Genomic DNA, 20741 nt, shown 5'->3' with positions numbered 1-20741 from the left:
ATGGCGATCATCGCTCCATCGCTGCTCGCCGCCAACTTCGCGACGCTCGCGGAGGAAGTGCGGGATATCGAGCAAGGCGGCGCGGATTGGCTGCATCTGGACGTAATGGACGGCAAATTCGTGCCGAACATTACGTTCGGCCCGCTCGTGGTCGAAGCGCTTCGGCCGCGCACGTCGCTGTTCATGGACGTGCATCTGATGATCGAGAAGCCCGAAGCGTACGTCGACGCGTTCGTGGACGCGGGCGCGGACGGCGTGACCGTGCATGTCGAGGCATGCGCGCATCTGCATCGGACGATTCAAACGATCAAGGCGCGCGGCGTGAAGGCCGGCGTCGCATTGAACCCGGCGACGCCCGCGGAATGGGTGCGGCCGGTATTGGCGGACATCGATCTCGTGCTCGTCATGACGGTGAATCCCGGCTTCGGCGGTCAGGCGTTCATCCCTTCGACGCTGAAGAAGATCGCGGCGCTCCGCGAATGGATCCGCGAGGACGGCTTGGACGGCCGCGTAGCCATTCAAGTAGACGGCGGCATCGCGCAAGGCACGGCGCGCCTCGTCACGGAGGCGGGAGCCTCGGTGCTCGTCGCGGGAAGCTCCGTCTTCGGCGTGCGCGATCGCGCGAAGGCGATGGCCGAGCTGCGCGCCGACGCGGCCCTCTGAACAAATTTTTGTCCCTCGGAAGGAAAGTAGGCACATTTCCGGAATCCCTGAATACAATAGGGCTATAAGGCTTGTAGTGGGGAACGTACGGAATCGTGAGCGGCGGAAACTTTGCGAGGAGGGGTAGAGATGAAGTTTTATACAATCAAACTACCTAAATTCTTAGGCGGATTCGTGAAAACTTTGTTAAACGCTTTTAACAAAAACTGACAAGGGTTTCCGTGGGCGCCATTTGGGGAACATCGATGAAAGCACCTGAACGGTGCTTTTTGTCCTTTTCGAAAAGAAACAAGCAGCGATACATACGACAAGAAGAGGAGGATGCGTAAGCATCCTCCTCTTGTCAGCGGCGTGTTTGAAATTATACGCGGGTGATTAACCCCGATTTCAGCGCACGAGTGCTCACGTACACGCGCTTCGGCTTCCCGTTCACAAGAATCCGTACCTTCTGGACGTTCACGCCCCACGAACGGCGGTTGCGGTTGTTCGCGTGCGATACGTGGTTGCCGGACCCCGGCTTCTTGCCGGTAATATAGCATACTCTGGACATTGCAGACACCACCCTTCCGTGGCAAACATAGTTATTAATATAGCATATGGCATGGGCGCCAGTCAACGCGAAGTTGTTGGGGGATTGCATTTATTTCTTTGGTCTAATATAGTACAATGAGGTTTAGTCCATAATATTACATACCATGAAGGAGAGGTTATAGATGCCCATTCAATTGGACACGGAAAGAGGGAAAGTGTACGTCACCGACGAAGTCATCGCGACGATCGCCGGCTCCGCGGCTCTGGAATGTTATGGACTTGTAGGAATGGCCTCCAAGAACAAGCTGAAAGACGGCATCGCCGAACTGCTTCGCCGCGACAATCTCGGACGAGGCGTCGACGTGCGACGCGAAGCGGATGTCGTGCATATCGACTTGTATATTATCGTCAGTTACGGTACGAAGATTTCCGAAGTGGCGCATAACATTCAATCGAAAGTGAAATACGTGTTGAACGATATCGTCGGCCTGCATGTCGACTTCGTCAACATTTTCGTTCAAGGAGTTCGCGTTTCATCATAAGGAAGGAGAATGTCGAATTGAGTAAGCGCTTTATTGACGGAGCGGAGTTTACGTCCATGGCGTTGGCCGCAGCCGAACGATTACACGCGAACGTGCAGCGAGTGAACGCCCTGAACGTCTTCCCCGTTCCCGACGGGGACACAGGCACCAACATGAATCTAACTCTCACCTCCGGAGTGGACGAACTCAAGAAGAGGACTTCTCCTCACCTCGGCCGATCGGCCGAGGTCATGGCCAAGGGGCTGCTGATGGGCGCGCGCGGCAATTCGGGCGTCATCCTGTCGCAGCTGTTCCGCGGCTTCTCGAAGAGCGTCGCTACGCTCGAGAAGGCGGATGCCGCGCAATTCGCGCAAGCGCTGCAGCAAGGCGTGGAGACGGCGTACGCCGCCGTCGTACGGCCTGTCGAAGGCACGATTCTGACCGTGTCGAAGGAAGCCGCGAAGGCGGCGATCCAAAGCGCGCGCCGCGGCGGAGACGTCGTCGCCGTCATGCGGGACACGCTGGAGGCGGCGAAGCTCGCCCTCGCCCGCACGCCGGACTTGCTTCCGGTGCTGAAGCAGGTCGGCGTCGTCGATTCCGGCGGCCAAGGTCTCGTATTCGTATACGAGGGCTTCTATGCCGTCCTGTCCGGCGAAGTTCCGGCGGCGGCCTCGATCGTCGAGCCGGTCGCGGCCGGGGGGCCGAAGACCGATTACTCCGTCATTCCGCCGGAGTCGATCGAGCAGGCGCGTCGCGCCGCGGAGAAGCATGCCCCGGTTCAGGCGCACATCGAGACGGAATCGATCGAACACGGCTACTGTACGGAATTTATCGTGCGGCTGACGCCGGGCGGGAAAATTCCGGGCGTCGTCTTCGAAGAGCCCGGGTTCCGCGAGAAGCTCGAAGGCATGGGCGATTCGCTGCTCGTCGTCGCGGACGACGACCTCGTAAAGATTCATATTCACGCGGAGCATCCGGGCGAGGTCATGACGTACGCGCAGCAATTCGGCGATCTGACGCGCATTAAGATCGAGAACATGCGCGAGCAGCACAGCCATATTTTGTCGCAGGATTACGAAACCGACGTCATCACGGACGCCGAGCCGGCGATGGCCGCGGTCGAGACGCCGCGCAAGCCGTTCGCCATGATCGCCGTCGCGGCGGGCGAAGGACTAAGCGACATCTTCGCGAGTCTCGGCGTCGACTTCGTATTGTCCGGCGGGCAGACGATGAACCCGAGCACGGAAGACATCTTGAACGCGATCGACAGCGTGCCGTCGGACCGCGTGTTCGTGCTGCCGAACAACTCCAATATCGTGATGGCGGCGAACCAGGCGAAAGACATCGCCGAGAAGCAAGTGATCGTCGTGCCGACGAAGACGATCCAGCAGGGCATCGCCGCGGTGCTCGCATTCCAAGAGGGCGCCGACTTCGAACGGAACGGCGAGGCGATGTCCTCCGCCGCGAAGCGCGTGAAGTCCGGCCAGGTGACGTTCGCCGTGCGCGATACGTCCATCGACGGCGTCGACATCAAGGAAGGCGATCATATCGGCATCTTGGACGGCAAGATCGTCGCGTCGAACGACGACCCGTACGAGACGTGCACCGAGCTGCTGCGCTCCATGCTGAGCGACGGGGAGGAGATCGTCTCCGTCTACGTCGGCGAATCGGCGGACGACGCGGTGACGAACCGTCTTCGCGGCTTTTTCGAAGAACAGTACCCCGACGTAGAAGTCGAACTGCTTCCGGGCGGACAGCCCGTGTACGCATACCTCTTCTCCGCGGAATAACGGTATCCAATTTTTAAACGAGGTGATCTGTATGGGCAAAGTGCGCATCGTCGTGGACAGCACGTCCGATTTGCCGAAAGACGTCCGGGAGCGGCTCGGCATCGAGATGGTGCCGCTGAAGGTGCACTTCGGCAACGAGACGTTCTTGGATTCGGTGACCCTCGCGTCGAGCGACTTCTTCGTGAAGCTGGCCGGTACGAAAGAGATGCCGACGACGTCTCAGCCGTCGCCGGTCGACTTCGTAGACGTCTATAAGAAACTGCTGGAGGAGCCGGGTACCGTCATCATCTCCATCCATTTGTCTTCGGCCTTCAGCGGGACGTACCAGTCCGCCGTGCTCGCGAAGTCGCTGCTCGGCGGGGACCCGAACATTCATATCGTCGATTCGAAGAGCGCGTCGCTCGGCTTCGGCATGCTCGCGATCGCGGCGGCGGAGGCGGCCGCGAACGGAGCGGACGTCGAGGCCATCCTCGCTCGCATCCGGAGCTTGAAGGAGCAGACGCAGCTGTACTTCCTCGTGGACACGCTGGAGTACCTGCACCGGAACGGCCGGATCGGGAAGGCGTCCGCCGTGTTCGGCTCGCTGCTTAACATTAAGCCGATCTTGTCGATAGATCCGGAGGAAGGCGTCATCTTCCCGGTCGACAAGGTGCGGGGCAGCCGGAAGGCGATGGGGCGGATCGTCGAGCTGCTGCAAGAGAAGTTCGACGGCAAGTCGATCGACGTGATGTTCGTGCACGCGAACGCGCGCGCCGGGGCGGAGGAGTTCGAGGGCGTGCTGAAGGAGCGGTTCGACGTGAAAGACGTGTCGTATTTCGAGCTCGGTCCCGTCATCGGCACGCATGTCGGTCCGGGCACGCTCGGACTGTTCGTCACGCCTGCGGAAGCATGACGCAAGATTTGTACGCGATCCCGGTGGAACAAGTGCGCGGCGTTGGCGAAGCCAAGGCGCGAGAGCTTGCTTCCTTCGGGATTTTTTCCGTCGGCGCGCTGCTCGATTCGTTCCCGATCCGGTACGAAGACTTCCGCATCCGCCCGCTGGAGGAGACGCCGGACGGGGAGAAGGCGACGGTGTCCGCCGTCGTCATGAGCGAGCCGAACGTGCAGCGGTTCGGCAAGAAGACGCGCATGGTGTGCAAGGCGGCTTCCGGCTCGATTTTGTTCACCGCCGTATGGTTCAATCAGCATTACCTGAAGGATCGGCTTCCGTACGGCGGGGAGGCGGTGCTGACCGGCAAATGGGACAAGGCCCGCAAACAGCTGACGGTATCCGGCACGGAGTTTCCGAATTCGCGGGTGCAGAAGGCCGGCTCCGTCATTCCGGTCTACGCCGTCGGCGGCGAAATTACGCAGCCTTGGATGCGCAAGACGATTGCGACGGCCCTCGACCAGTTCGGGGACGCGATGCCGGAGCTGCTGCCGCCGGAGCTCGTCCGGAAGTACCGGCTGCTGCCGCGGCGCGACGCGGTCCGCGGCATCCACCAGCCGGGCGGCGCCGTGTCGGGCGCGGACGCGCGGCGGCGCCTCGTCTACGAGGAGCTGTTTTTGTTCCAGCTCAAGATTCAGGCGTACCGCGCCTGGGCGAATCGGCGCAAGGAAGGCGTCCCGCACCGATTCGACCGCGAGGAGGTGCGGCGCTTCGTGCGGGCGCTGCCGTTCGAGTTGACCGATTCGCAGAAGAAGGTTATCGCCGAAATTTTGAAGGATCTGGAGTCGCCGCACAGCATGAACCGATTGCTGCAGGGCGACGTCGGCGCGGGCAAGACGATCGTCGCCGCCGTGGCGCTGTACGCTTGCGTTCGCGGCGGCTTGCAGGGAGCCTTGATGGTGCCGACCGAAATTTTGGCCGAGCAGCACGCGAAGTCGCTGCGGCGCTTATTCGAGCCGTACGGCATCGAGGTCGGGCTCCTGATCGGCTCGCTCCGCGAGCGGGAGCGCCGCGACGTGCTCGCGAGCCTGCAGAGCGGACTCGTCGACATCGTCGTCGGCACGCACGCGCTCATCCAGGAGGACGTGTATTTTAGGGGACTCGGGCTCGTCGTCACGGACGAGCAGCACCGGTTCGGCGTGGCGCAGCGCAGCATTCTGCGCCGCAAGGGGCTGCATCCGGACGTGCTCACGATGACGGCGACGCCGATCCCGCGCACGCTCGCGATTACGGCGTTCGGGGACATGGACGTCTCCACGCTGCGGGAGCTGCCGAAGGGGCGGCTGCCGATCCGCACGACGTGGGTGAAGCACTCGGGCATGGACGAGGTGCTGGATCTCATTCGGCGGGAGATGGCCGCGGGCCGGCAGGCGTACATCGTCTGTCCGCTCATCGAGGAGTCGGACAAGCTCGACTTCCAGAACGCGCTCGACATGTACGCGCAGCTGCAGGCGGTGTTTCCGCCGGCGGCCGTCGGGCTGCTGCACGGCCGGATGACGGCGTCGGAGAAGGACGACGTCATGGGCCGGTTCGCGGCGGGCGACGTCGGCGTGTTGGTGTCGACGACGGTCATCGAGGTCGGCGTCGACGTGCCGAACGCGACGGTCATGGTCGTGTACGACGCGGAGCGGTTCGGCCTGTCGCAGCTGCACCAGCTGCGGGGCCGCGTCGGGCGCGGGGCGCATCAGTCGTATTGCGTGCTCGTGGCCGATCCGAAGTCGGAGCAAGGCCGCGAACGGATGCGCGTCATGACGGAGACGAACGACGGCTTCGAGGTCGCGCGCCGCGATCTCGAGCTGCGGGGACCCGGCGACTTCTTCGGCACGAAGCAGAGCGGCGCGCCGGAGTTTCGGCTCGCCGACCCGTCGGCGGACTTCGCGGCGCTGGAAGCGGCGCGCGACGATGCGGCGGAGCTCGTGCGGGGCGATACGTTCTGGACGAGCGCGGCGTACGCCGATTTGCGGGCGCTGCTCGCCCGGGAGCAAATTTTGGACGGCGATTTGATCGACTAGGCGGTTACGACGGGGCGGTCCCTTGGGGGCCGCCTTGTTTGCGTTACGAAACCTTTTTCCTGAACGAAAAAGCAGGTTCCGCCGCCTCCCCACATACAATAGGTATCGTAGTTTGTACCCCGGGAGGCGATTCGAGTGCCCGCATACGAAAAGTACGGCATCAGCGTTCAGATGGTGGACCGCGTGAAGACGAAATTGAAAGATCCCGCGGCGAAGGAACGGCTTAAAACCGCGGTCGGCACCGTGACGAAGGCCGACCTCCAGAGCCGTTCGACGGTGAAGCGGCTCCTGGGCCTCGCCTGCAAGGCGCTCGACGAGAAGCTGACGGACGCGCAGAAGGAGAACGTTATCCGCTTCGTGCTCGATCAGAAGCTCGATCCGAACAACCCGCTGCACCTGATCAAAATGTGGAATCTGTTCCGTTGACCATTTCGCCTCTGGATAAGAATATATGTTCGGTGTATAATAAGTCGTAACCGCCCCCGAACGTACATTCTTATTTTTCTGCCCAGGTAAGGTGATGACCGATGAATCATAGCGGAGGCCGCATCGTCATGATGGCCGACATGCAGAGCTTCTACGCCAGCGTCGAGAAGGCGTGCCGACCCGAGACGGCGGGCAAGCCGGTCGTGGTGGCCGGGGACCCGAAGATCCGCTCGGGGATCGTGCTGGCCGCCTGTCCGATCGCGAAGCGGTACGGCGTGACGACGGCGGAGCGGCTCGGCGAGGCGCTGAACAAGTGCGCGGACCTGATCGTCGTCCGTCCCCGCATGCAGACGTACATCGACGTCTCGATGCAGATTACGCGCATTCTGGAGCGGTACGCGGATGCGGTGGAGCCCTTCTCCATCGACGAGCAGTTCTGCGAGCTGACCGGCAGCCTCCACCTCCACGGCGGGGACGCGAAAGAGACGGCGCGGCGCATGCAGCGCGAAATTCTCGAGAAGACGGGCGTCTACGCCCGCGTCGGCATCAGCGATAACAAGGTGCTGGCGAAGATGGCGTGCGACCAGTTCGCGAAGAAGAACGCGGCGGGCGTATACGTTCTGCGGAAGGCGGAGGTCGAGGAGAAGCTGTGGAAGGTGCCGGTGCAGGGCATGTTCGGCGTCGGCAGCCGCATGATGCGGCATCTGAACCGGATGGGCATCTACACGATCGGAGACCTCGCGCGCACGCCCGTCGAGACGCTGAAGCGGAAGTGGGGCATCAACGGCGAGGTGCTGTGGCGCATCGCCCACGGCATCGACGACTCCCCCGTGACGCCGGGCACGCACGAAGGGGCGCAGCAGGCGATCGGGCACGGCATGACGCTGCCGCGCGATTACGCGGAGGCGCGCGACATCGAGACGGTGCTCCTGGAGCTCTCGGAGGAGGTGTGTCGGCGCTGCCGGTTCCGCGGGGTGATGGGCCGCGTCCTGTCGGTCGGCTGCACCGGGGCCGGCTTCGAGTTCGGCTTCTCCCGGCAGACGACGCTGCTCATGCCGACGCAGGTGACGAATCACGTGTACCGCGCGGCGAAGGAGCTGTTCCGCGTCCACTGGGACGGCAGGCCGGTCCGCCAAGTAAGCATTGCGCTCGGCGGCCTCGTCCGCGACGATACGTACCAGCTCGAGATCGACGACGAGCGCGAGACGTACCGCGCGCTCGAGCGGGCGACCGACGCGATCAAGGCGAGGTTCGGCGTATCGTCGCTCGTGCGCGCCGTATCGGCGGGGCTCGCCGGGCAGGCGTACGGCCGCGCCGCGAAGATCGGCGGGCATTACAAGTAACGAAGGCAGGCGGCAACGAAAGACCGAAAGACCGAAGGAGGCGCGCTTATCATCATGACGACACGAGGAAAGAAACTGCGCGGCAACGGCATATGGGAGGCGTCGCGCATGATGCTGCCGGAGCACAAGTCGGCCATTCGCACTCATCGCACGAGATTGAACGAACGGATGAAGCCGGAGCTCGACGAGCAGCGCGTCGAGGAGCTGTCCGCGTCGCTCGCGGAGGCGCTCGAGAGCGGGGCCGCGACGGCCGTGACGACGTTCGGCGCGTACGGCGACGAGACGACGGTCGGCGTCGTCGCGAAGATCGACCCGATCGAACGGTACGTGAAGCTGACGACGCCGGAGGAGACGCTGTGGATCCCGTTCGGGGACATCGTGCACGTGACGCCTCGGCGCCCGGATCGATAATCCCTTCTTGCAATCCGGCGCGATCTATTGTAAGATGCACTTGGTCGGCAAAGTTCGTAACGCCGATACGCAGACGCACGCGAAAGCGCAAGGAGGATTCCGTCGACCGATGGAGCAATAACACTGATTCGATACGCTTATGACAACTTGACGCGAGAGATGCGGCAAGCGCTCTGCCTATGGCGGAGGGAAGCGGAATCGGTGTGCCTTCGGGACCGGACTCTTTAAGCGATGCGACGTTCGTTGGTTCGCGATCTTTTTTTTGGCGAACCTTCCCGCGCGCATTCCGTCCATGCGTCCATGCATGCACCCATAGTTTCGTTCACCCCAACGCCCGGAGCGATCAGCTTCCGGGCGTTTTTTGGCGCGTTTGACCGGATCCGGAGCACCGACGCGCCGCCGCCGCCGCAACGCCGAGGCGAAGCCGGCGGCGGGAGCGTACGACAACGGCAAAGGGGAACGACCTATATGTTTATAGTGAAAACGAAAGACCTCGAAAAAGAGTGGAACGGCAAGACGATCTTCAAGGGCGTCACGATGGACGTCCGCGAAGGCGAGAAGCTGGCGCTGTTCGGCCGCAACGGCGCGGGCAAGACGACGCTGCTGGCGCTGCTGCGCGGCGACGAGGAGCCGACGGGCGGCACGATCCAGCGGTTCGTCCCGGCGGAGTCGTGGGGCTCGCTCGATCAGCATCCCCGCGTCGACGGCGAACAAGCCGCGATCGACTACGTGCGCGAAGCGGACCCGCGCGTCGCCGCCGCGGGGGCGGAGCAGCGGGCCGCCGAACGGGCGCTGCGGGATGCCGCGACGCCCGAGGCGCAGGCGGCCGCCGCGGAGCGGTACGGCGAGGCGTTGGACGCATACGCGACGGCCGGCGGCTACGCGTGGGACGCCGAGGTGGAACGGGCGCTGCGCCAAGTCGGGCTGCAGCCCGAGACGTGGGAGCGGCCGTTCCGTTCCTTAAGCGGCGGGCAGCAAACCCGCGCCGGACTCGCGCGTCTCGTCGTTCGAAGGCCGAAAGCGCTGCTGCTCGACGAGCCGACGAATCATCTCGACGAGGAGACGCTTCGCTGGCTGCAAGCGTGGATCCGCGAATATCCGGGCGCCGTATTGGTCGTATCGCATGACCGGACGTTCCTCGACGCGGTCGTGGACCGGATCGTCGAGCTGACGCCGGACGGCGCGAAGTCGTACAAGGGCAATTACGCCGCCTTCCGGGAGCGGAAGGAGCTGGAGCGAAAGACGCAGGCGGCGCTGTACCGCAAGCAAGAGCAAGAGCGGGAGAGCATCGAAGCGTCGATCCGCATGTACCAGCAGTGGTACCTGAAGGCGAGCCGCGACGCGGCGAAAGCCGAGCTCGGCATTATGAAGCCGTATTACGCGGCCAGGGCCAACAAGCATACGGCGCGATACCATGCCAAGGAGAAGGAGCTCGAGCGGCTCGAGCAGAATCGCGTGGAGAAGCCCCGCGAGGCGGACCGGCTGAAGGTCGCGTTCAAGGAAGGCGCGTTCGAGGCGAAGACGCTGGTGCAGGCGGAGAACGTCGCATACCGGTACGAGAACGGCGGCGCGGCGGTGTTCGCGGGCGGCAGCCTCGCCGTGCATCGCGGCGACAAGCTGGCGGTCGTCGGGCCGAACGGCGCCGGCAAGACGACGCTGCTTCGGCTGCTGACGGGCGAGCTGATGCCGACCGCCGGAACGATTCGGCGCCATCCGGAGCTGCGCATCGGCTACTTCTCGCAGCAGCTCGAGCATCTGCGGGACGAGGAGACGCTGCTGGACAGCTTGCTCCGCGTGCCGGACATGACGGAGTCGTTCGCGCGAACGATTCTCGGCTGCTTCTTGTTCCGGCGGGAGGACGTCTTCCGCCGCATCGGCGATCTGAGTATGGGCGAGCGGTGCCGCGCCGCTTTCCTACAGCTGTACTTCAGCGGGGCGAATCTGCTGCTGCTCGACGAGCCGACGAACTATCTCGACATCGACACGCGGGAGCGAATGGAAGAGGCGCTCGCGGCATACCCCGGCGCGCTGATCGCCGTGTCGCACGACCGGTATTTCCTGCGGGCGGTCGCCTCGCGCGTCGTGTCGCTGTCCGGCGGCGGGGGCGGGTGGCGCGTGCACGAGAAGACGTTCGCGGAATACGAGACCGACGATCCGGCGCCGCCGCCGTCGCCGGAAGCGAGGGACCGCGACGCGGCGATCCGCCTCGCGGAGCTGGAGCGGACGGCGCTAATGGCGAAGGCGGAGCTGACCGACGAGGATCGCGCGCGGTTGTTCGCGCTGACCCGCGAGATCGACGCGCTGCGCGGAGGGCGGCAATGAGACGTCCCCCAACGCCGGGTTCGCAAGCGAGCCCACCCCCCTTATCCTGCAGAAGAAAACGAAGCCGCTCGGACGCCGAGCGGCTTCGTTTTCGCTCTAAATGAACCCCGCCCATTCGATGTGAAGCTCGCCGGGCTCTTCTTCGACGACTTCCTCGAGCGCCGCTTCCGCGGCTTCGACCGGCTCGGCCGGTTCCGCGGACAAATCCTGTTCCTTATCCGTCATGACGAAGTTCCTCCTTTAACGGCGGGGGCGACCGCGCCTTTTTCGATAAACCAACAATAAAACATGCGCGTCATATGGAAGGTGATCAAGAGCGTCAACCATGTCCAGTGCCACGACCAATGAATGTATCGGACGAGATCCGTATACCGTTCGATCGCGAACTCCAGCGCCGTCATCCAAGTCGGGAAGAAGGCGTACCACCCGAGCTTCGCCCAGACGCCGCGCCGTTCCGGGAAGCGCAGCGTGAAAGCGACGCAAGTCGCCGGGTAGATGAAATACTCGAAGGAGAAGCTCGCGAACGTCGCTTGCGGAAACTCCCGAACGGGATAAGCGAGAAAGCCGTATTGGACGACGAGCAATCCGAGCGGCCATGTGATGACCTGCTTGAACATAAAGACGACGAGGGCGTCGCGAACGCGCTGTCGCGGCGTGGCCCACGCCATCAGGGCGGCGGCGGCGGCCCATGCGCCGACGAGTACGATTCGATTCAGCAGCAAGGGTGCGACCTCCCTCGTTCCTTCCGCAGCTTTTGGCACGACGTTAGTTTGCGCTTGCCGTTGGGAGATTATTACATAGGGGCGACGGCAAAAAAAGGCAGGGAGCGGCGTCGAACAAAAATAACCCTTGGCTCGATATGAGCCAAGGGAGGCGAAGGGATGGGACCGACGCTCTATAGATTGGAATGCAAACCGGGAAGGGTCACTCCCCGGACGTTATCATCGAATCAATGATCTCGAATGTTATACACTCTGTCTGTGAGCCCTCTTCGAACGATCTCTCGGTGCAGCATCTCGATGAAATCTCCTTCCAGTTCAAGACTTACGGCTGCAATGTATGCCGCGATCAATGCGTCGTCAGGTAATGTTCGCATGATATCTCCTTTGCAAGCAGCCGGCCCTCCCCTCGCCCGAGGATAATTATGCGTTCCTGAGAGCAACAAAAAAACCAGTCCCTTCCAAAAGGGCTGGTTAAGACGCTTCGGCATTCCGGCCGTTCTTCATCTCGCTTTCCGCCTTAGACCAAACGTAATGGGATCTAGAGACGATCGCTTAGGAGGAGCGTCATGGGGATTCATGATTTTCTCTTGCCACATTTGGTAGCCGTAAATAACGAAAGACACCAACACAATGTCGACATAGATTCCGAAACGGCTGCGTTCCGCAAAAGAATAAAATCCCAGCCATTCGTAAACGGGACTCAGGACAAACAAAAAGATGAAATCGCAAACGACGTTCGTGATCGCGTACACCAGGAAGCGCCCGTAAGTTAACGAAAAGATCCATATCGTACTCGTGAAGAAGGCGCCGTAGATCAACGGAACGAAGGTCGTCCAGGGGACAAGATTTAGTTTTATTACAATCCAGTCCGTGGCGTCGATCGCGATTTCATCGTAAATGGTCATCAGTAAAGCGGTGAAAATAGCAACCGGCATATAGCGCCTTAGCGCACCTTTCGGTAAGAAAAGAAGGGTGAGCCAAGGCAGGATTAACGTTCCCCACATAATCGCCGTAAGTAACATAAGAAAGGCCCCCCGCTCCCAAAGCATCGAATGAGAATAACATCCCCAATAACCGAAAACGGGATACAGCTTTCGAAAAAACGAATGACGACAAAAAAAGCGCATAGCACAAGGCTATACGCGAGTTTTACGCCGGAGCCTGCTTTCGCAGACTCCTTTCATGGGAGAGGAGAAACCGGACGAAGAGCTTATGGGGAAACGTAAGTCTTCTCCGCGGTTGTCTACGACATACAAGATGTCGTTAGCTCTAGCATTGCCAGTCCGGGAAGTTTTATACATCGGTCGCGGTACTTTTTTCAAATGGCCGCAAGGTGTGTTACCATATTTTCGATACATTCAGAAAACGAATACGCGCGATGGGGGTACGAAGCGTGAGAGTCATCTCGGGAAGCGCGAAGGGGCGGCCGCTGAAGGCGGTGCCGGGCACCGGTACGCGGCCGACGACGGATAAGGTAAAGGAAGCGCTGTTCAGCATGATCGGGCCGTATTTCGACGGGGGCGAGGCGCTCGACTTGTTCGCGGGTTCGGGCGGACTCGGCATCGAGGCGCTCAGCCGCGGCATAGAGCGCGCCGTATTCGTCGACAGCGACCGGAAGGCGGTCGAAACGGTGCGGGACAACGCGAAAGCGGCGAAGGTGGAAGGGGCGGCGGAAATTTATCGCAACGAGGCGATGCTGGCGCTGAAGGCGCTCGCGAAGCGGGGGCGGACGTTCGACCTTGTGTTTTTGGATCCGCCGTATCGCATGAAAGACGTACCGGATTACTTATTATATATGGAAGAGCACGGCATGCTGCGCGACGGGGCGACGGCGGTGGCGGAGCATGAGGCGTCCCATGCGTACCCCGAAGCGTTCGGCGGTTTCGCGCTGCGGCGTCGCGCCGATTACGGCGATACGGCGGTTAGCATCTACAGCTTTCAGAAGGAGATGGAGTCATGAACGATGCGTCGGCAGGAGCAGGACAAGCGCCCCTGAAGGTGGCGGTGTATCCCGGGAGCTTCGATCCGGTCACGAACGGACATATGGATATTATCCGGAGGGCGGCGAAGCAGTTCGATCGATTGATCGTCGCGGTGCTGAACAATACGTCGAAGAAGCCGCTCTTCTCGTTGGACGAGCGAATGGGGCTGCTGCGGGACGTGACGGCCGATCTGCCGAACGTGGAAATCGACGGGTTCCGGGATTTGCTGATCAATTACATGAAGCAAAAAGACGCGCACGTGATCGTACGCGGGCTTAGAGCGGTATCGGATTTCGAATACGAGCTGCAGCTGGCCTCGGCGAACCATAAGCTGAGCCCCGACGTGGAGACGTTCTTCATGATGACGAGCCCGGAATATTCGTTCCTCAGCTCGAGCATCGTGAAGGAAATCGCCATGTTCCGGGGCCCTGTGGCCGATTTGGTGCCGCCGAGCATCGAGAAGGCGCTGCGGGCGAAATACGACTGAAGCCGCAGCGCATCGGCGGAGGAGCTACCGGACAGCGGAGCCGCGGATCCGCCGGAACAGGCGGATCGCGGCCGACAAGGCGAGTGCGGCGAGCAGGAAGACGCCGAGCGCTTGGGCGGAAGCGGCGTAGTACGGCAGGGCGCCGCCGAAGGCGGCGATCGGCTCCGCGCTCGCCGGAGCGCCGCCCGGGCGCGCGGCGAACGCTTCCGCCGCGACGCCGAACCAACGCAACAGCGGGTTCCAGAGCGCGAAGGCGAGCAGGCCGGCGACGGCCGCATGCGCGAGCCGAGCGAGCAGGAACGGCGCGTACCGGAGATCGGTGCCGCCGATCAAGCTCTTCACCTGCGCGTGGACGGACAGTCCGCCCCAGCCGATCACGGCGCTGAGCAGAGCGGCCGTCCAGGCGCTCGGCGGGCCGCCGTTCGCGATCGCGTACGCGCCGAGATGCACCTCGAACGCGGCGGCGAGCGCGCCGTCGGCCAACGCGGACGGCGCTTCCCGCTGCAGCAGCGCCATCCACAGCCAATCGAGCGCTTCGCCGATGCCGATGAGCGACAAGAGCTGCAGCAAGACGGAGAAGACGATCATGAGTCCGCCGAGAACGAGCAGCGACTGCACGGCGGAAGCGACCGCGTCGCCGAGCAGCCGCCCGAGAGGGCGGCCGTCCTTCCGATGGGCGTCCGCCATGACGGAGGCGAGAGTCCGCGGTCCGCTTCGAGGCGCGGCGCCGAGGCTCGAGATCGGAGCCGGCGCCGGCTCCGGCTCGATCGAGCCGTCGAACCGGATCCGGCCGATCCCCGCGCCGACGACGAGCGCCGACAGCAGATGGATCGCGACGAGCGGCAGCCCGAGCTCGGGGCGGCCGAGAAAGCCGGCGGCGACGACGCTCGTGAGGAAGATCGGGCTGCACAGATGGGATAAGGCGAGCAGGCGGTCGCCTTCCGCGCGGCTAACGACGCCGTCCCTTCGCAAGTCGGCGGCCGCCTTGGCGCCGCTCGGGAAGCCGGCGGCGAAGCTCATCGCGAACGCCCAGCCGCCGGCGCCGGGCAAGCGGAACAGCAGCCGCATCGCGGGAGCCATCAGGGCGCCGAGGGCGTGCACGACGCCGAAGCCGAGAAGCAGCTCGGATAGAATAAAGAAGGGGAGCAGCGCCGGGAAGACGAAATCCCACCACACCTTCAGCCCGGAGAGCGAAGCGTTGAACGCTTGCCCGGGGTACGCGACGATGAGGGAGACCAACGTGACGGCTGCGATCGCCAGCAGCCCGGTTTGCGCGCGGCTGCCGGCGGCTTGGTTTCGATTCATGCGGAGACCCCCGGACCATACATAGAGTTGGTACAAGTTTACGCGCCGATCGCGCAAAAAAGACCAAGCCCCGCGCGCGGAGAGGAGGCGGTCCGATTGAGAAGACGCCGTTGGCATTCCTGGTTGAGCGTCGCTTGGCCGGGGTTCGCCGGTTTGATGGGCACGATCGCGATTTGGTTTTTGATCCCGGTTCCTTATATCGTATACGAACCCGGTCCGGCCGCGGAGACGAGGCCGATGGTCGAGACGAAGGCCGCCGCCGATCGGGACGCCGTACCGTCGGAAGGGGCGTTCCTCATGACGACGGTGCGGTGGACGTACGCGAACGTCTTCAAATACGTCGCCGCGACGTACGATCCGCATGCGGAAATTTACGAGAAAGAGACGATTACGCGGGGGGCGAGCCGCACCGATTACGTCCAGCGGCAGCAGCTGCAGATGCGCTCGTCGCACAGCGACGCGCTGGAGGCCGTCTACCGGACGCTCGGCATTCCGTACGAGGCGCGGACGGAGAACATCGTCGTCTTCTCGGTGCTGGACGGCTTCGCGGCCGACGGCGTGCTTCGACCGGGCGACCGGCTGCTCGCGATCGACGGGAAGCCGGTCGAGCGAGACGAGGACGTCCGAGCGGCGATGGAGGGCAAGGCGGTCGGCGAGGAAGCGGAAGTGACGTTCCGCCGCGGAGGCGCGGAGGAGACGGCGCGATTGACGCTTCGGGCGCTGCCGAATTCGGACCCGCCGAGGCCCGGCATGGGCATTACGTACGGCGCGCTGCTCACGATCGAAAGCGAAGATCCCGCGTACCGGGTCGAAATCCGAGCGGGATCGATCGGCGGACCGTCGGCGGGGCTGATGTTCGCGTTGGAGATGTACGACCGATTCACGGAGGGAGACTTGACGCGCGGGTACCGAGTCGCGGGGACGGGGGAGATATCCCCGGACGGGAGCGTCGGGACGATCGGCGGCGTCGTCCACAAGGTGGTCGGCGCCCATCGGAGCGGCGCGGAACTGTTCTTCGTGCCGCCGGGCAACGCCGAGGCGGCGCTGGCGAAGGCGGCGGCGATCGGCACCGAGATGGACGTCGTGACGGTGGCGAACTTGCAGGAGGCGCTCGACTACTTGGCGTCGCTGCCCGAGAAGCCGACGCGGATCGGCGGCTTGTAGTAGTCGGCGAACCAGTCGTCCGGCCCCGACGTCTCGTAGCCGAGCGCGTACGCCGCCGTCGCCGCCGCGTCGAGCGCGAGCAGCGGATGCGGCTCCGCGGCGCCGACGTTCGTGACGACCGGCGCTCCGGCTTCGCGCTTCATCCGCGAGAGCAGCGCCCGGCCCGCTTCGGTGAAGCCGAGGACGCGCAAGTACGGCGCGCCGCCCCGAAGCGCCGCGCCGGACGTCGCGTCCTTCGCGTGCTCGAGGTAGACGGCGGCGAGCATCCGCTGCAGCTTCGTTCGCGTATACCGCTTCGTCTTCAGCGCATCGAGCAGCGCTTCCACGGACGCTTCCGGCCCTAGGGTCGGAAGCGTCTTTTTGATGCGGCCCTCGAGCCCTTCGACGATTTCGCGCACGGCCGCGAGCCGCTCCTCGGGCATCGTCAGCAGCCGATGGAACAGCGGCGTCCGGTACCGCTCCCAATGCATCGGCGCGCGTCCCGCGTCCCATTCGCGCGACAGGATCCGCAGCGTCGCCGCCGGCGCGTACGGCTCGATCGCGGCCAGCGCCGCGGCCCGGTCGCCGTCCGCGTCCAGCAAGCGCTTCCGAATCGCCGTAGCGCTCGCGATGGAGGCGTCCGCGAAGCCGGCGTCATGGTAGCCGGCTTTCACGCGACGGATCGTCAGCGGCTCTAAGTCGGCGCCGAGCCGCTCCCGCGCGAGCAGGTAGTGGAAGCCGAGCGAGTTGTTCGGCTCGGCCAGCGCCCGCGCGGCGTCAAGCGAGCCCGTCAGCGCGGCGGCCGCCGCGGCGTAGGCGGCAGGGTAGGGGGCGCCGCTCTTAAGCTCGGCCTGCAAGAGGCCGGCGAACGACTCGGGCTCGGCCGCGAGCCGCTCCGCGAGCGAGCGGAGCGCGTCGACGTCGCCGCTCTCGCTGCCGAAGCAGAACGCGTCGACGACCCCGGTCCGCGCGAGGCAAGAGACGGCGCCGTACGCGAACCATTCGGCGGGCTGCGCGCTGTAGGCGACCGGCAGCTCGAGCACGAGGTCGACGCCGGCGAGCAGCGCGGCTTCCGCGCGCGCCCACTTGTTCATCAGCGCGGGTTCGCCGCGCTGCAGCCAGTGGCCGCTCATGACGGCGACGACCGCGCTGGCTCCGGCGGCTTCCTTGGACGCCGCCAGATGATAGGCATGTCCGTTGTGCAGCGGATTGTATTCGACGATGACGCCTACGACGCGGCTCATATGCGGTCCAGCCTCCTCCATAGCAAAAATACGCCCCTCCCGCCGCGCGAGCGGAGAAGGGGCGACACGCGAGCCGCTCGCTTCAATCGGCGACGGCTTCCAGCTTGGCCAGCCGCTTCCGATAGACGAAGCGGGACAAGCCGACGCTGATTTCGTACAGCAAAAACAGCGGGATAATGACGAGGATGTCGGACACGAGGTCGGGCGGCGTGATGGTGACCGCGACGATCGTGAGCACCAAGTACGCGACCCGGCGCATCTTCGCGAGCCGCACCGGATTCAGGATGCCGAGCGACGTCAGAAACATGACGATGACCGGCATCTCGAACAACACGCCGAACGGCACCGTCATATTGATCATGAAACGAAAGTACTTGTCCGCGGTATACGACGTGACGAAGTTGCCGGACAGGCCGCCGAGGAACGAGAGCACCATCGGGTAGATGACGAGGTAGCCGAAGGCGAGGCCGATCAGGAACAGGACGGCGAGCGCCGGGATGTACGCCAGTGACGTGCGGCGCTCCGCGGGCCGAAGGCCCGGCGCGATGAACCGCCATACTTGAAAGCCGGCGACCGGGATCGTCACCGCGATGGCGAACACCCCGGCGATCATAAAGTACACCCACAGCGGATCCGACGGACTGAGCACTTGGAGTTTGCCGTCCAAGTCTCGGGTCAGCCAGAGGTAGATGCGTTCCACGTATACGAATGCGCCGCATAGAGCGACCAGGAAGGTGCACAGCGTGACGATGAGGCGCTTGCGCAGCTCCGCGAGATGTTCCGTAAGATGCATGTCTTGTTCGGTCATGTTAACTCCTGAAGACGAATTTAATTCTTGTTCGCGGACGTCTTGTCCTCGTCCTTATCGTCGTGCGAGACGAGCTCGCGCGTGGACGACTTGAACTCGCTGAGCGTCCGGCCGAAGGCGCGGCCGAGCTCCGGCAGCTTGGACGGACCGAAGATGATGAGGGCGATGATCAAAATCAGAATCAAGCCCGGGATCCCGATGCTGCTGAACGACATAATTAAGAACAGCTCCCCCGCGTGAAAATCGCGCGCGCGAAAGACGGGGAAGCCCCGTCTTTCGCGTCGCGCGTTGATTGGTTCTACAAAGTAATTTCCATTATATCAAACCTGAAAGACAAAGTGTATTAGAACTTGAAACCGGAAATCGCGACGACGGCGGGACGCGGTTGATCGTCTCCCTTGCGATGCGGCCACATCGACGTCGGCTTCGCCGCGTCTTCCGTATTTTCGCCCGGATGCTGCACGGCGAGAAACAGCGTCCTCTCGTCGGGGGTAAACCAAGGGCCCGTCAGCTCGGCGTCCTTCGGCGCCGAAGCGAATTGCAGCGCCTCGCCTTTAGAAGGACCGCTGCTCGGAATGACGAACACGCCGTTGTTGCCGAACGCCGCGAAGACGCCCTTGTTCATGGAGCCGCTCGACATGTCCGTGACCGTCCAGAGATCCCCGTTCGAATCGAACGTAATGTTGTCCGGCGCGGAAAATCCGCTTTGCCGTCCGCCCGCCGCGAAAATTTCGAAGTCGAACTCCATCGCGCCGAGGTCGTTGTCCTTTTCCATGTAGCGCGTAATGTGGCCGTGAATGTTGCCGTGCGAGTCGTTGTTCGTATGGCAGACGAAGAACGTGTTGTCGAACGGCGAAATTTCGATGTCCTCCGGGCGGTCGGTCGGCGTGCCGCCGAGCGCCATCGCGACCTCGTGCGTATTGACGACGACGTCCGCTTGCGAGACGTACTTCTTCTTCCATTCCTCCGCCGTGCCCTTGCTCGGCTTCCAGCCTTCCTTTTCCATAACGGCCTTGAGCGCTTCGATCGTGACGGCGACCCACTTGCCGGCCTTCATGTTCGCGACGTACAGCGTGCCGTCTTCGAGCAGCTTGCTGTTCGCTTTGCCCGCGGCGGGATCGTATTTGCCCTTCGAAACAAATTTGTACACGCCTGCGTCTTTCTTATCGTCGCCCATGTACACGACTACGCGGCCGTCTTTGGACAATCCCATCGCCGTATTTTCGTGGTTGAACCGTCCGAGCGCCGTATGCTTCTTGATCGGAGCTTTATCGTCGAACGGATCGACTTCGACGACCCAGCCGTAATGCGTAACGTCGAGGCCCGCGTCTCCGGCCGTGGTTTCGTAGTTTTCTTCGCAGGTGAGCAGGGTATTCCAGAGCGTCATGCCGCCGGAGCAGTTCGCGAACGTGCCTTGCACCGTCTTGGCGCCGTTCACCGCTTTGGAGCCGGCCGCCGGACCCGTCAGCTGGATGCCCTTCGTGAGACCCGTTACGCGGCGGGCGTATTTCGATTTGGTGTCCATTTTCCAAACGCCGTCCTCGTCCCGATACACTTCGATGACCGAACCGCCTTGGTTATAGAGCAGCTTCTCGATTTGCGCAGGCGTAAATTTGCCGTCTTTGGGCTCGCCCGTCACCCAAAGCTCGCTCGTATATTCATGGTTGACCCAGAGCAACCCGCGCTCGTTGGAGCCGTCGATCGGGAAGTACACGGTGAAGTCGTTGTTATAGCCGAACGTGTCGCCCTTCTGGTTAATGACGTCGCCGTAGGCGGCTACGACATCGTATTTGAAGCCGGCGGGAAGGATGAGCTTGTCTTCCGTGGAGGGGCCGATCGGTTCGAAGTAACCGGACACCTTATTCGTCTTGAAGCCGAACATGTGGTCCGCCGCCGTCGCGGCGTTCGCCTTGCCGTCGAGCGTGCCGAGACCCGCGGACGCCGCGGCGAGCGCGGCGGCGCCGGTGCCGAGGTATTGGAGGAACGTACGGCGATTCATGGCTTTGTTCATTTGCGGATAGCCTCCCGAAATATTTATGATTTCGCTAGTCATAGACAAGCATAGGAGGGAAATGTAAATGGAGTTTAAAGCGGAGATGAAGA

23 protein-coding genes are annotated in these 20741 nt (G+C 62.9%); 13 read left to right on the top strand and 10 right to left on the bottom strand.

What is annotated here, in order from left to right:
• Together rpe and spoVM are read left to right on the top strand one after the other, a co-directional pair.
• Window positions 1-663 (top strand): ribulose-phosphate 3-epimerase, encoded by a 663-nt coding sequence (gene rpe / locus FE782_RS23225; RefSeq protein ID WP_138196734.1) that lies wholly within the window; start codon window positions 1-3, stop codon window positions 661-663.
• A gap of 129 nt (window positions 664-792) precedes the next feature.
• Entirely contained in the window at window positions 793-873 is an 81-nt protein-coding gene (spoVM, locus tag FE782_RS23220; protein ID WP_138196790.1) for a stage V sporulation protein SpoVM, read from the top strand.
• A 151-nt stretch (window positions 874-1024) separates the two neighbouring features.
• On the opposite strand, the gene rpmB is transcribed toward spoVM, so the two are convergent.
• The gene (rpmB, locus tag FE782_RS23215) at window positions 1025-1213 is read right to left on the bottom strand and encodes a 50S ribosomal protein L28 (RefSeq protein WP_138196733.1); all 189 of its coding nucleotides are present in this window, start codon (window positions 1211-1213) and stop codon (window positions 1025-1027) included.
• A gap of 163 nt (window positions 1214-1376) precedes the next feature.
• Between rpmB and FE782_RS23210 the strand changes: the two genes are divergently transcribed.
• From FE782_RS23210 to abc-f, 8 genes are all read left to right on the top strand, one after another.
• Complete coding sequence (locus FE782_RS23210; RefSeq protein ID WP_138196732.1) at window positions 1377-1736, top strand: Asp23/Gls24 family envelope stress response protein; 360 nt, start codon at window positions 1377-1379, stop codon at window positions 1734-1736.
• A 17-nt stretch (window positions 1737-1753) separates the two neighbouring features.
• Window positions 1754-3505 (top strand): DAK2 domain-containing protein, encoded by a 1752-nt coding sequence (locus tag FE782_RS23205; RefSeq protein WP_138196731.1) that lies wholly within the window; start codon window positions 1754-1756, stop codon window positions 3503-3505.
• Window positions 3506-3536: 31 nt separating this feature from the next.
• A complete protein-coding gene (locus FE782_RS23200; RefSeq protein WP_138196730.1) occupies window positions 3537-4397 on the top strand; it encodes a DegV family protein in 861 nt (286 codons plus the stop codon).
• The gene (gene recG, locus FE782_RS23195; RefSeq protein ID WP_138196729.1) at window positions 4394-6445 is read left to right on the top strand and encodes an ATP-dependent DNA helicase RecG; all 2052 of its coding nucleotides are present in this window, start codon (window positions 4394-4396) and stop codon (window positions 6443-6445) included. The genes FE782_RS23200 and recG overlap by 4 nt, the downstream gene beginning before the upstream one ends.
• A 135-nt stretch (window positions 6446-6580) precedes the next feature.
• Window positions 6581-6871, top strand: a complete 291-nt coding sequence (locus FE782_RS23190) for a stage VI sporulation protein F (protein WP_238392625.1) — start codon at window positions 6581-6583, stop codon at window positions 6869-6871.
• Between the two features lie 101 nt (window positions 6872-6972).
• Window positions 6973-8214, top strand: coding sequence for a DNA polymerase IV (locus FE782_RS23185; RefSeq protein ID WP_238392624.1), 1242 nt, complete (start codon window positions 6973-6975; stop codon window positions 8212-8214).
• Window positions 8215-8268: 54 nt separating this feature from the next.
• Window positions 8269-8625, top strand: a complete 357-nt coding sequence (locus FE782_RS23180; RefSeq protein ID WP_138196728.1) for a YolD-like family protein — start codon at window positions 8269-8271, stop codon at window positions 8623-8625.
• Window positions 8626-9093: 468 nt separating this feature from the next.
• On the top strand, window positions 9094-10947 hold the full coding sequence (gene abc-f, locus FE782_RS23175; RefSeq protein ID WP_138196727.1) for a ribosomal protection-like ABC-F family protein: 1854 nt from the start codon (window positions 9094-9096) through the stop codon (window positions 10945-10947).
• Between the two features lie 96 nt (window positions 10948-11043).
• On the opposite strand, the gene FE782_RS33145 is transcribed toward abc-f, so the two are convergent.
• The 4 genes from FE782_RS33145 to FE782_RS23160 all read right to left on the bottom strand — a co-directional run bounded on the left by FE782_RS33145 (window position 11044) and on the right by FE782_RS23160 (window position 12691).
• Window positions 11044-11172: a hypothetical protein gene (locus FE782_RS33145; protein ID WP_274388749.1), complete on the bottom strand. Its 129-nt coding sequence runs from the start codon at window positions 11170-11172 to the stop codon at window positions 11044-11046.
• Window positions 11169-11669, bottom strand: a complete 501-nt coding sequence (locus FE782_RS23170; RefSeq protein ID WP_138196726.1) for a CBO0543 family protein — start codon at window positions 11667-11669, stop codon at window positions 11169-11171. Before FE782_RS23170 ends, FE782_RS33145 begins: the two co-directional genes overlap by 4 nt.
• A gap of 227 nt (window positions 11670-11896) precedes the next feature.
• Entirely contained in the window at window positions 11897-12043 is a 147-nt protein-coding gene (gene sda / locus FE782_RS32395; protein ID WP_158299511.1) for a sporulation histidine kinase inhibitor Sda, read from the bottom strand.
• Window positions 12044-12169: 126 nt separating this feature from the next.
• Window positions 12170-12691: a hypothetical protein gene (locus FE782_RS23160; RefSeq protein WP_138196724.1), complete on the bottom strand. Its 522-nt coding sequence runs from the start codon at window positions 12689-12691 to the stop codon at window positions 12170-12172.
• A gap of 371 nt (window positions 12692-13062) precedes the next feature.
• Between FE782_RS23160 and rsmD the strand changes: the two genes are divergently transcribed.
• Window positions 13063-13629: a 16S rRNA (guanine(966)-N(2))-methyltransferase RsmD gene (rsmD, locus tag FE782_RS23150; RefSeq protein WP_238392623.1), complete on the top strand. Its 567-nt coding sequence runs from the start codon at window positions 13063-13065 to the stop codon at window positions 13627-13629.
• Window positions 13626-14138 (top strand): pantetheine-phosphate adenylyltransferase, encoded by a 513-nt coding sequence (gene coaD / locus FE782_RS23145; protein ID WP_138196721.1) that lies wholly within the window; start codon window positions 13626-13628, stop codon window positions 14136-14138. Before rsmD ends, coaD begins: the two co-directional genes overlap by 4 nt.
• Before the next feature lie 24 nt (window positions 14139-14162).
• On the opposite strand, the gene FE782_RS23140 is transcribed toward coaD, so the two are convergent.
• The gene (locus FE782_RS23140) at window positions 14163-15443 is read right to left on the bottom strand and encodes a nucleoside recognition domain-containing protein (protein ID WP_138196720.1); all 1281 of its coding nucleotides are present in this window, start codon (window positions 15441-15443) and stop codon (window positions 14163-14165) included.
• Between the two features lie 96 nt (window positions 15444-15539).
• Between FE782_RS23140 and FE782_RS23135 the strand changes: the two genes are divergently transcribed.
• A complete protein-coding gene (locus tag FE782_RS23135) occupies window positions 15540-16607 on the top strand; it encodes a YlbL family protein (protein WP_138196719.1) in 1068 nt (355 codons plus the stop codon).
• Here the strand turns inward: FE782_RS23135 and FE782_RS23130 are convergent.
• The 4 genes from FE782_RS23130 to FE782_RS23115 all read right to left on the bottom strand — a co-directional run bounded on the left by FE782_RS23130 (window position 16559) and on the right by FE782_RS23115 (window position 20649).
• The gene (locus FE782_RS23130; RefSeq protein WP_138196718.1) at window positions 16559-17830 is read right to left on the bottom strand and encodes a nucleotidyltransferase; all 1272 of its coding nucleotides are present in this window, start codon (window positions 17828-17830) and stop codon (window positions 16559-16561) included. The two genes, FE782_RS23135 and FE782_RS23130, sit on opposite strands and share 49 nt — an antisense overlap.
• Window positions 17831-17912: 82 nt before the next feature.
• The gene (gene tatC / locus FE782_RS23125; RefSeq protein ID WP_138196717.1) at window positions 17913-18638 is read right to left on the bottom strand and encodes a twin-arginine translocase subunit TatC; all 726 of its coding nucleotides are present in this window, start codon (window positions 18636-18638) and stop codon (window positions 17913-17915) included.
• Between the two features lie 20 nt (window positions 18639-18658).
• Entirely contained in the window at window positions 18659-18853 is a 195-nt protein-coding gene (gene tatA / locus FE782_RS23120; protein WP_138196716.1) for a twin-arginine translocase TatA/TatE family subunit, read from the bottom strand.
• A gap of 128 nt (window positions 18854-18981) precedes the next feature.
• Complete coding sequence (locus FE782_RS23115; RefSeq protein ID WP_138196715.1) at window positions 18982-20649, bottom strand: PhoX family protein; 1668 nt, start codon at window positions 20647-20649, stop codon at window positions 18982-18984.
• Window positions 20650-20741: the final 92 nt, after the last annotated feature.

The sequence above is a fragment of the Paenibacillus antri genome, from assembly GCF_005765165.1.
GTDB lineage: Bacteria > Bacillota > Bacilli > Paenibacillales > YIM-B00363 > Paenibacillus_AE > Paenibacillus_AE antri.
The sequence above is the reverse complement of the archived record's forward strand: the minus strand, read 5'-3'. Positions and strand labels throughout refer to the sequence as shown.

What these genes read in the sequence shown, in the direction of transcription:
- rpe (WP_138196734.1), top strand. Translation starts at nt 1, where the DNA reads ATGGCGATCATCGCTCCATCGCTGCTCGCCGCCAACTTCGCGACGCTC.
- spoVM (WP_138196790.1), top strand. Translation starts at nt 793, where the DNA reads ATGAAGTTTTATACAATCAAACTACCTAAATTCTTAGGCGGATTCGTG.
- rpmB (WP_138196733.1), bottom strand. Translation starts at nt 1,213, where the DNA reads ATGTCCAGAGTATGCTATATTACCGGCAAGAAGCCGGGGTCCGGCAAC.
- FE782_RS23210 (WP_138196732.1), top strand. Translation starts at nt 1,377, where the DNA reads ATGCCCATTCAATTGGACACGGAAAGAGGGAAAGTGTACGTCACCGAC.
- FE782_RS23200 (WP_138196730.1), top strand. Translation starts at nt 3,537, where the DNA reads ATGGGCAAAGTGCGCATCGTCGTGGACAGCACGTCCGATTTGCCGAAA.
- recG (WP_138196729.1), top strand. Translation starts at nt 4,394, where the DNA reads ATGACGCAAGATTTGTACGCGATCCCGGTGGAACAAGTGCGCGGCGTT.
- FE782_RS23185 (WP_238392624.1), top strand. Translation starts at nt 6,973, where the DNA reads ATGAATCATAGCGGAGGCCGCATCGTCATGATGGCCGACATGCAGAGC.
- FE782_RS23180 (WP_138196728.1), top strand. Translation starts at nt 8,269, where the DNA reads ATGACGACACGAGGAAAGAAACTGCGCGGCAACGGCATATGGGAGGCG.
- abc-f (WP_138196727.1), top strand. Translation starts at nt 9,094, where the DNA reads ATGTTTATAGTGAAAACGAAAGACCTCGAAAAAGAGTGGAACGGCAAG.
- FE782_RS33145 (WP_274388749.1), bottom strand. Translation starts at nt 11,172, where the DNA reads ATGACGGATAAGGAACAGGATTTGTCCGCGGAACCGGCCGAGCCGGTC.
- sda (WP_158299511.1), bottom strand. Translation starts at nt 12,043, where the DNA reads ATGCGAACATTACCTGACGACGCATTGATCGCGGCATACATTGCAGCC.
- FE782_RS23160 (WP_138196724.1), bottom strand. Translation starts at nt 12,691, where the DNA reads ATGTTACTTACGGCGATTATGTGGGGAACGTTAATCCTGCCTTGGCTC.
- coaD (WP_138196721.1), top strand. Translation starts at nt 13,626, where the DNA reads ATGAACGATGCGTCGGCAGGAGCAGGACAAGCGCCCCTGAAGGTGGCG.
- FE782_RS23140 (WP_138196720.1), bottom strand. Translation starts at nt 15,443, where the DNA reads ATGAATCGAAACCAAGCCGCCGGCAGCCGCGCGCAAACCGGGCTGCTG.
- FE782_RS23130 (WP_138196718.1), bottom strand. Translation starts at nt 17,830, where the DNA reads ATGAGCCGCGTCGTAGGCGTCATCGTCGAATACAATCCGCTGCACAAC.
- tatC (WP_138196717.1), bottom strand. Translation starts at nt 18,638, where the DNA reads ATGACCGAACAAGACATGCATCTTACGGAACATCTCGCGGAGCTGCGC.
- tatA (WP_138196716.1), bottom strand. Translation starts at nt 18,853, where the DNA reads ATGTCGTTCAGCAGCATCGGGATCCCGGGCTTGATTCTGATTTTGATC.
- FE782_RS23115 (WP_138196715.1), bottom strand. Translation starts at nt 20,649, where the DNA reads ATGAACAAAGCCATGAATCGCCGTACGTTCCTCCAATACCTCGGCACC.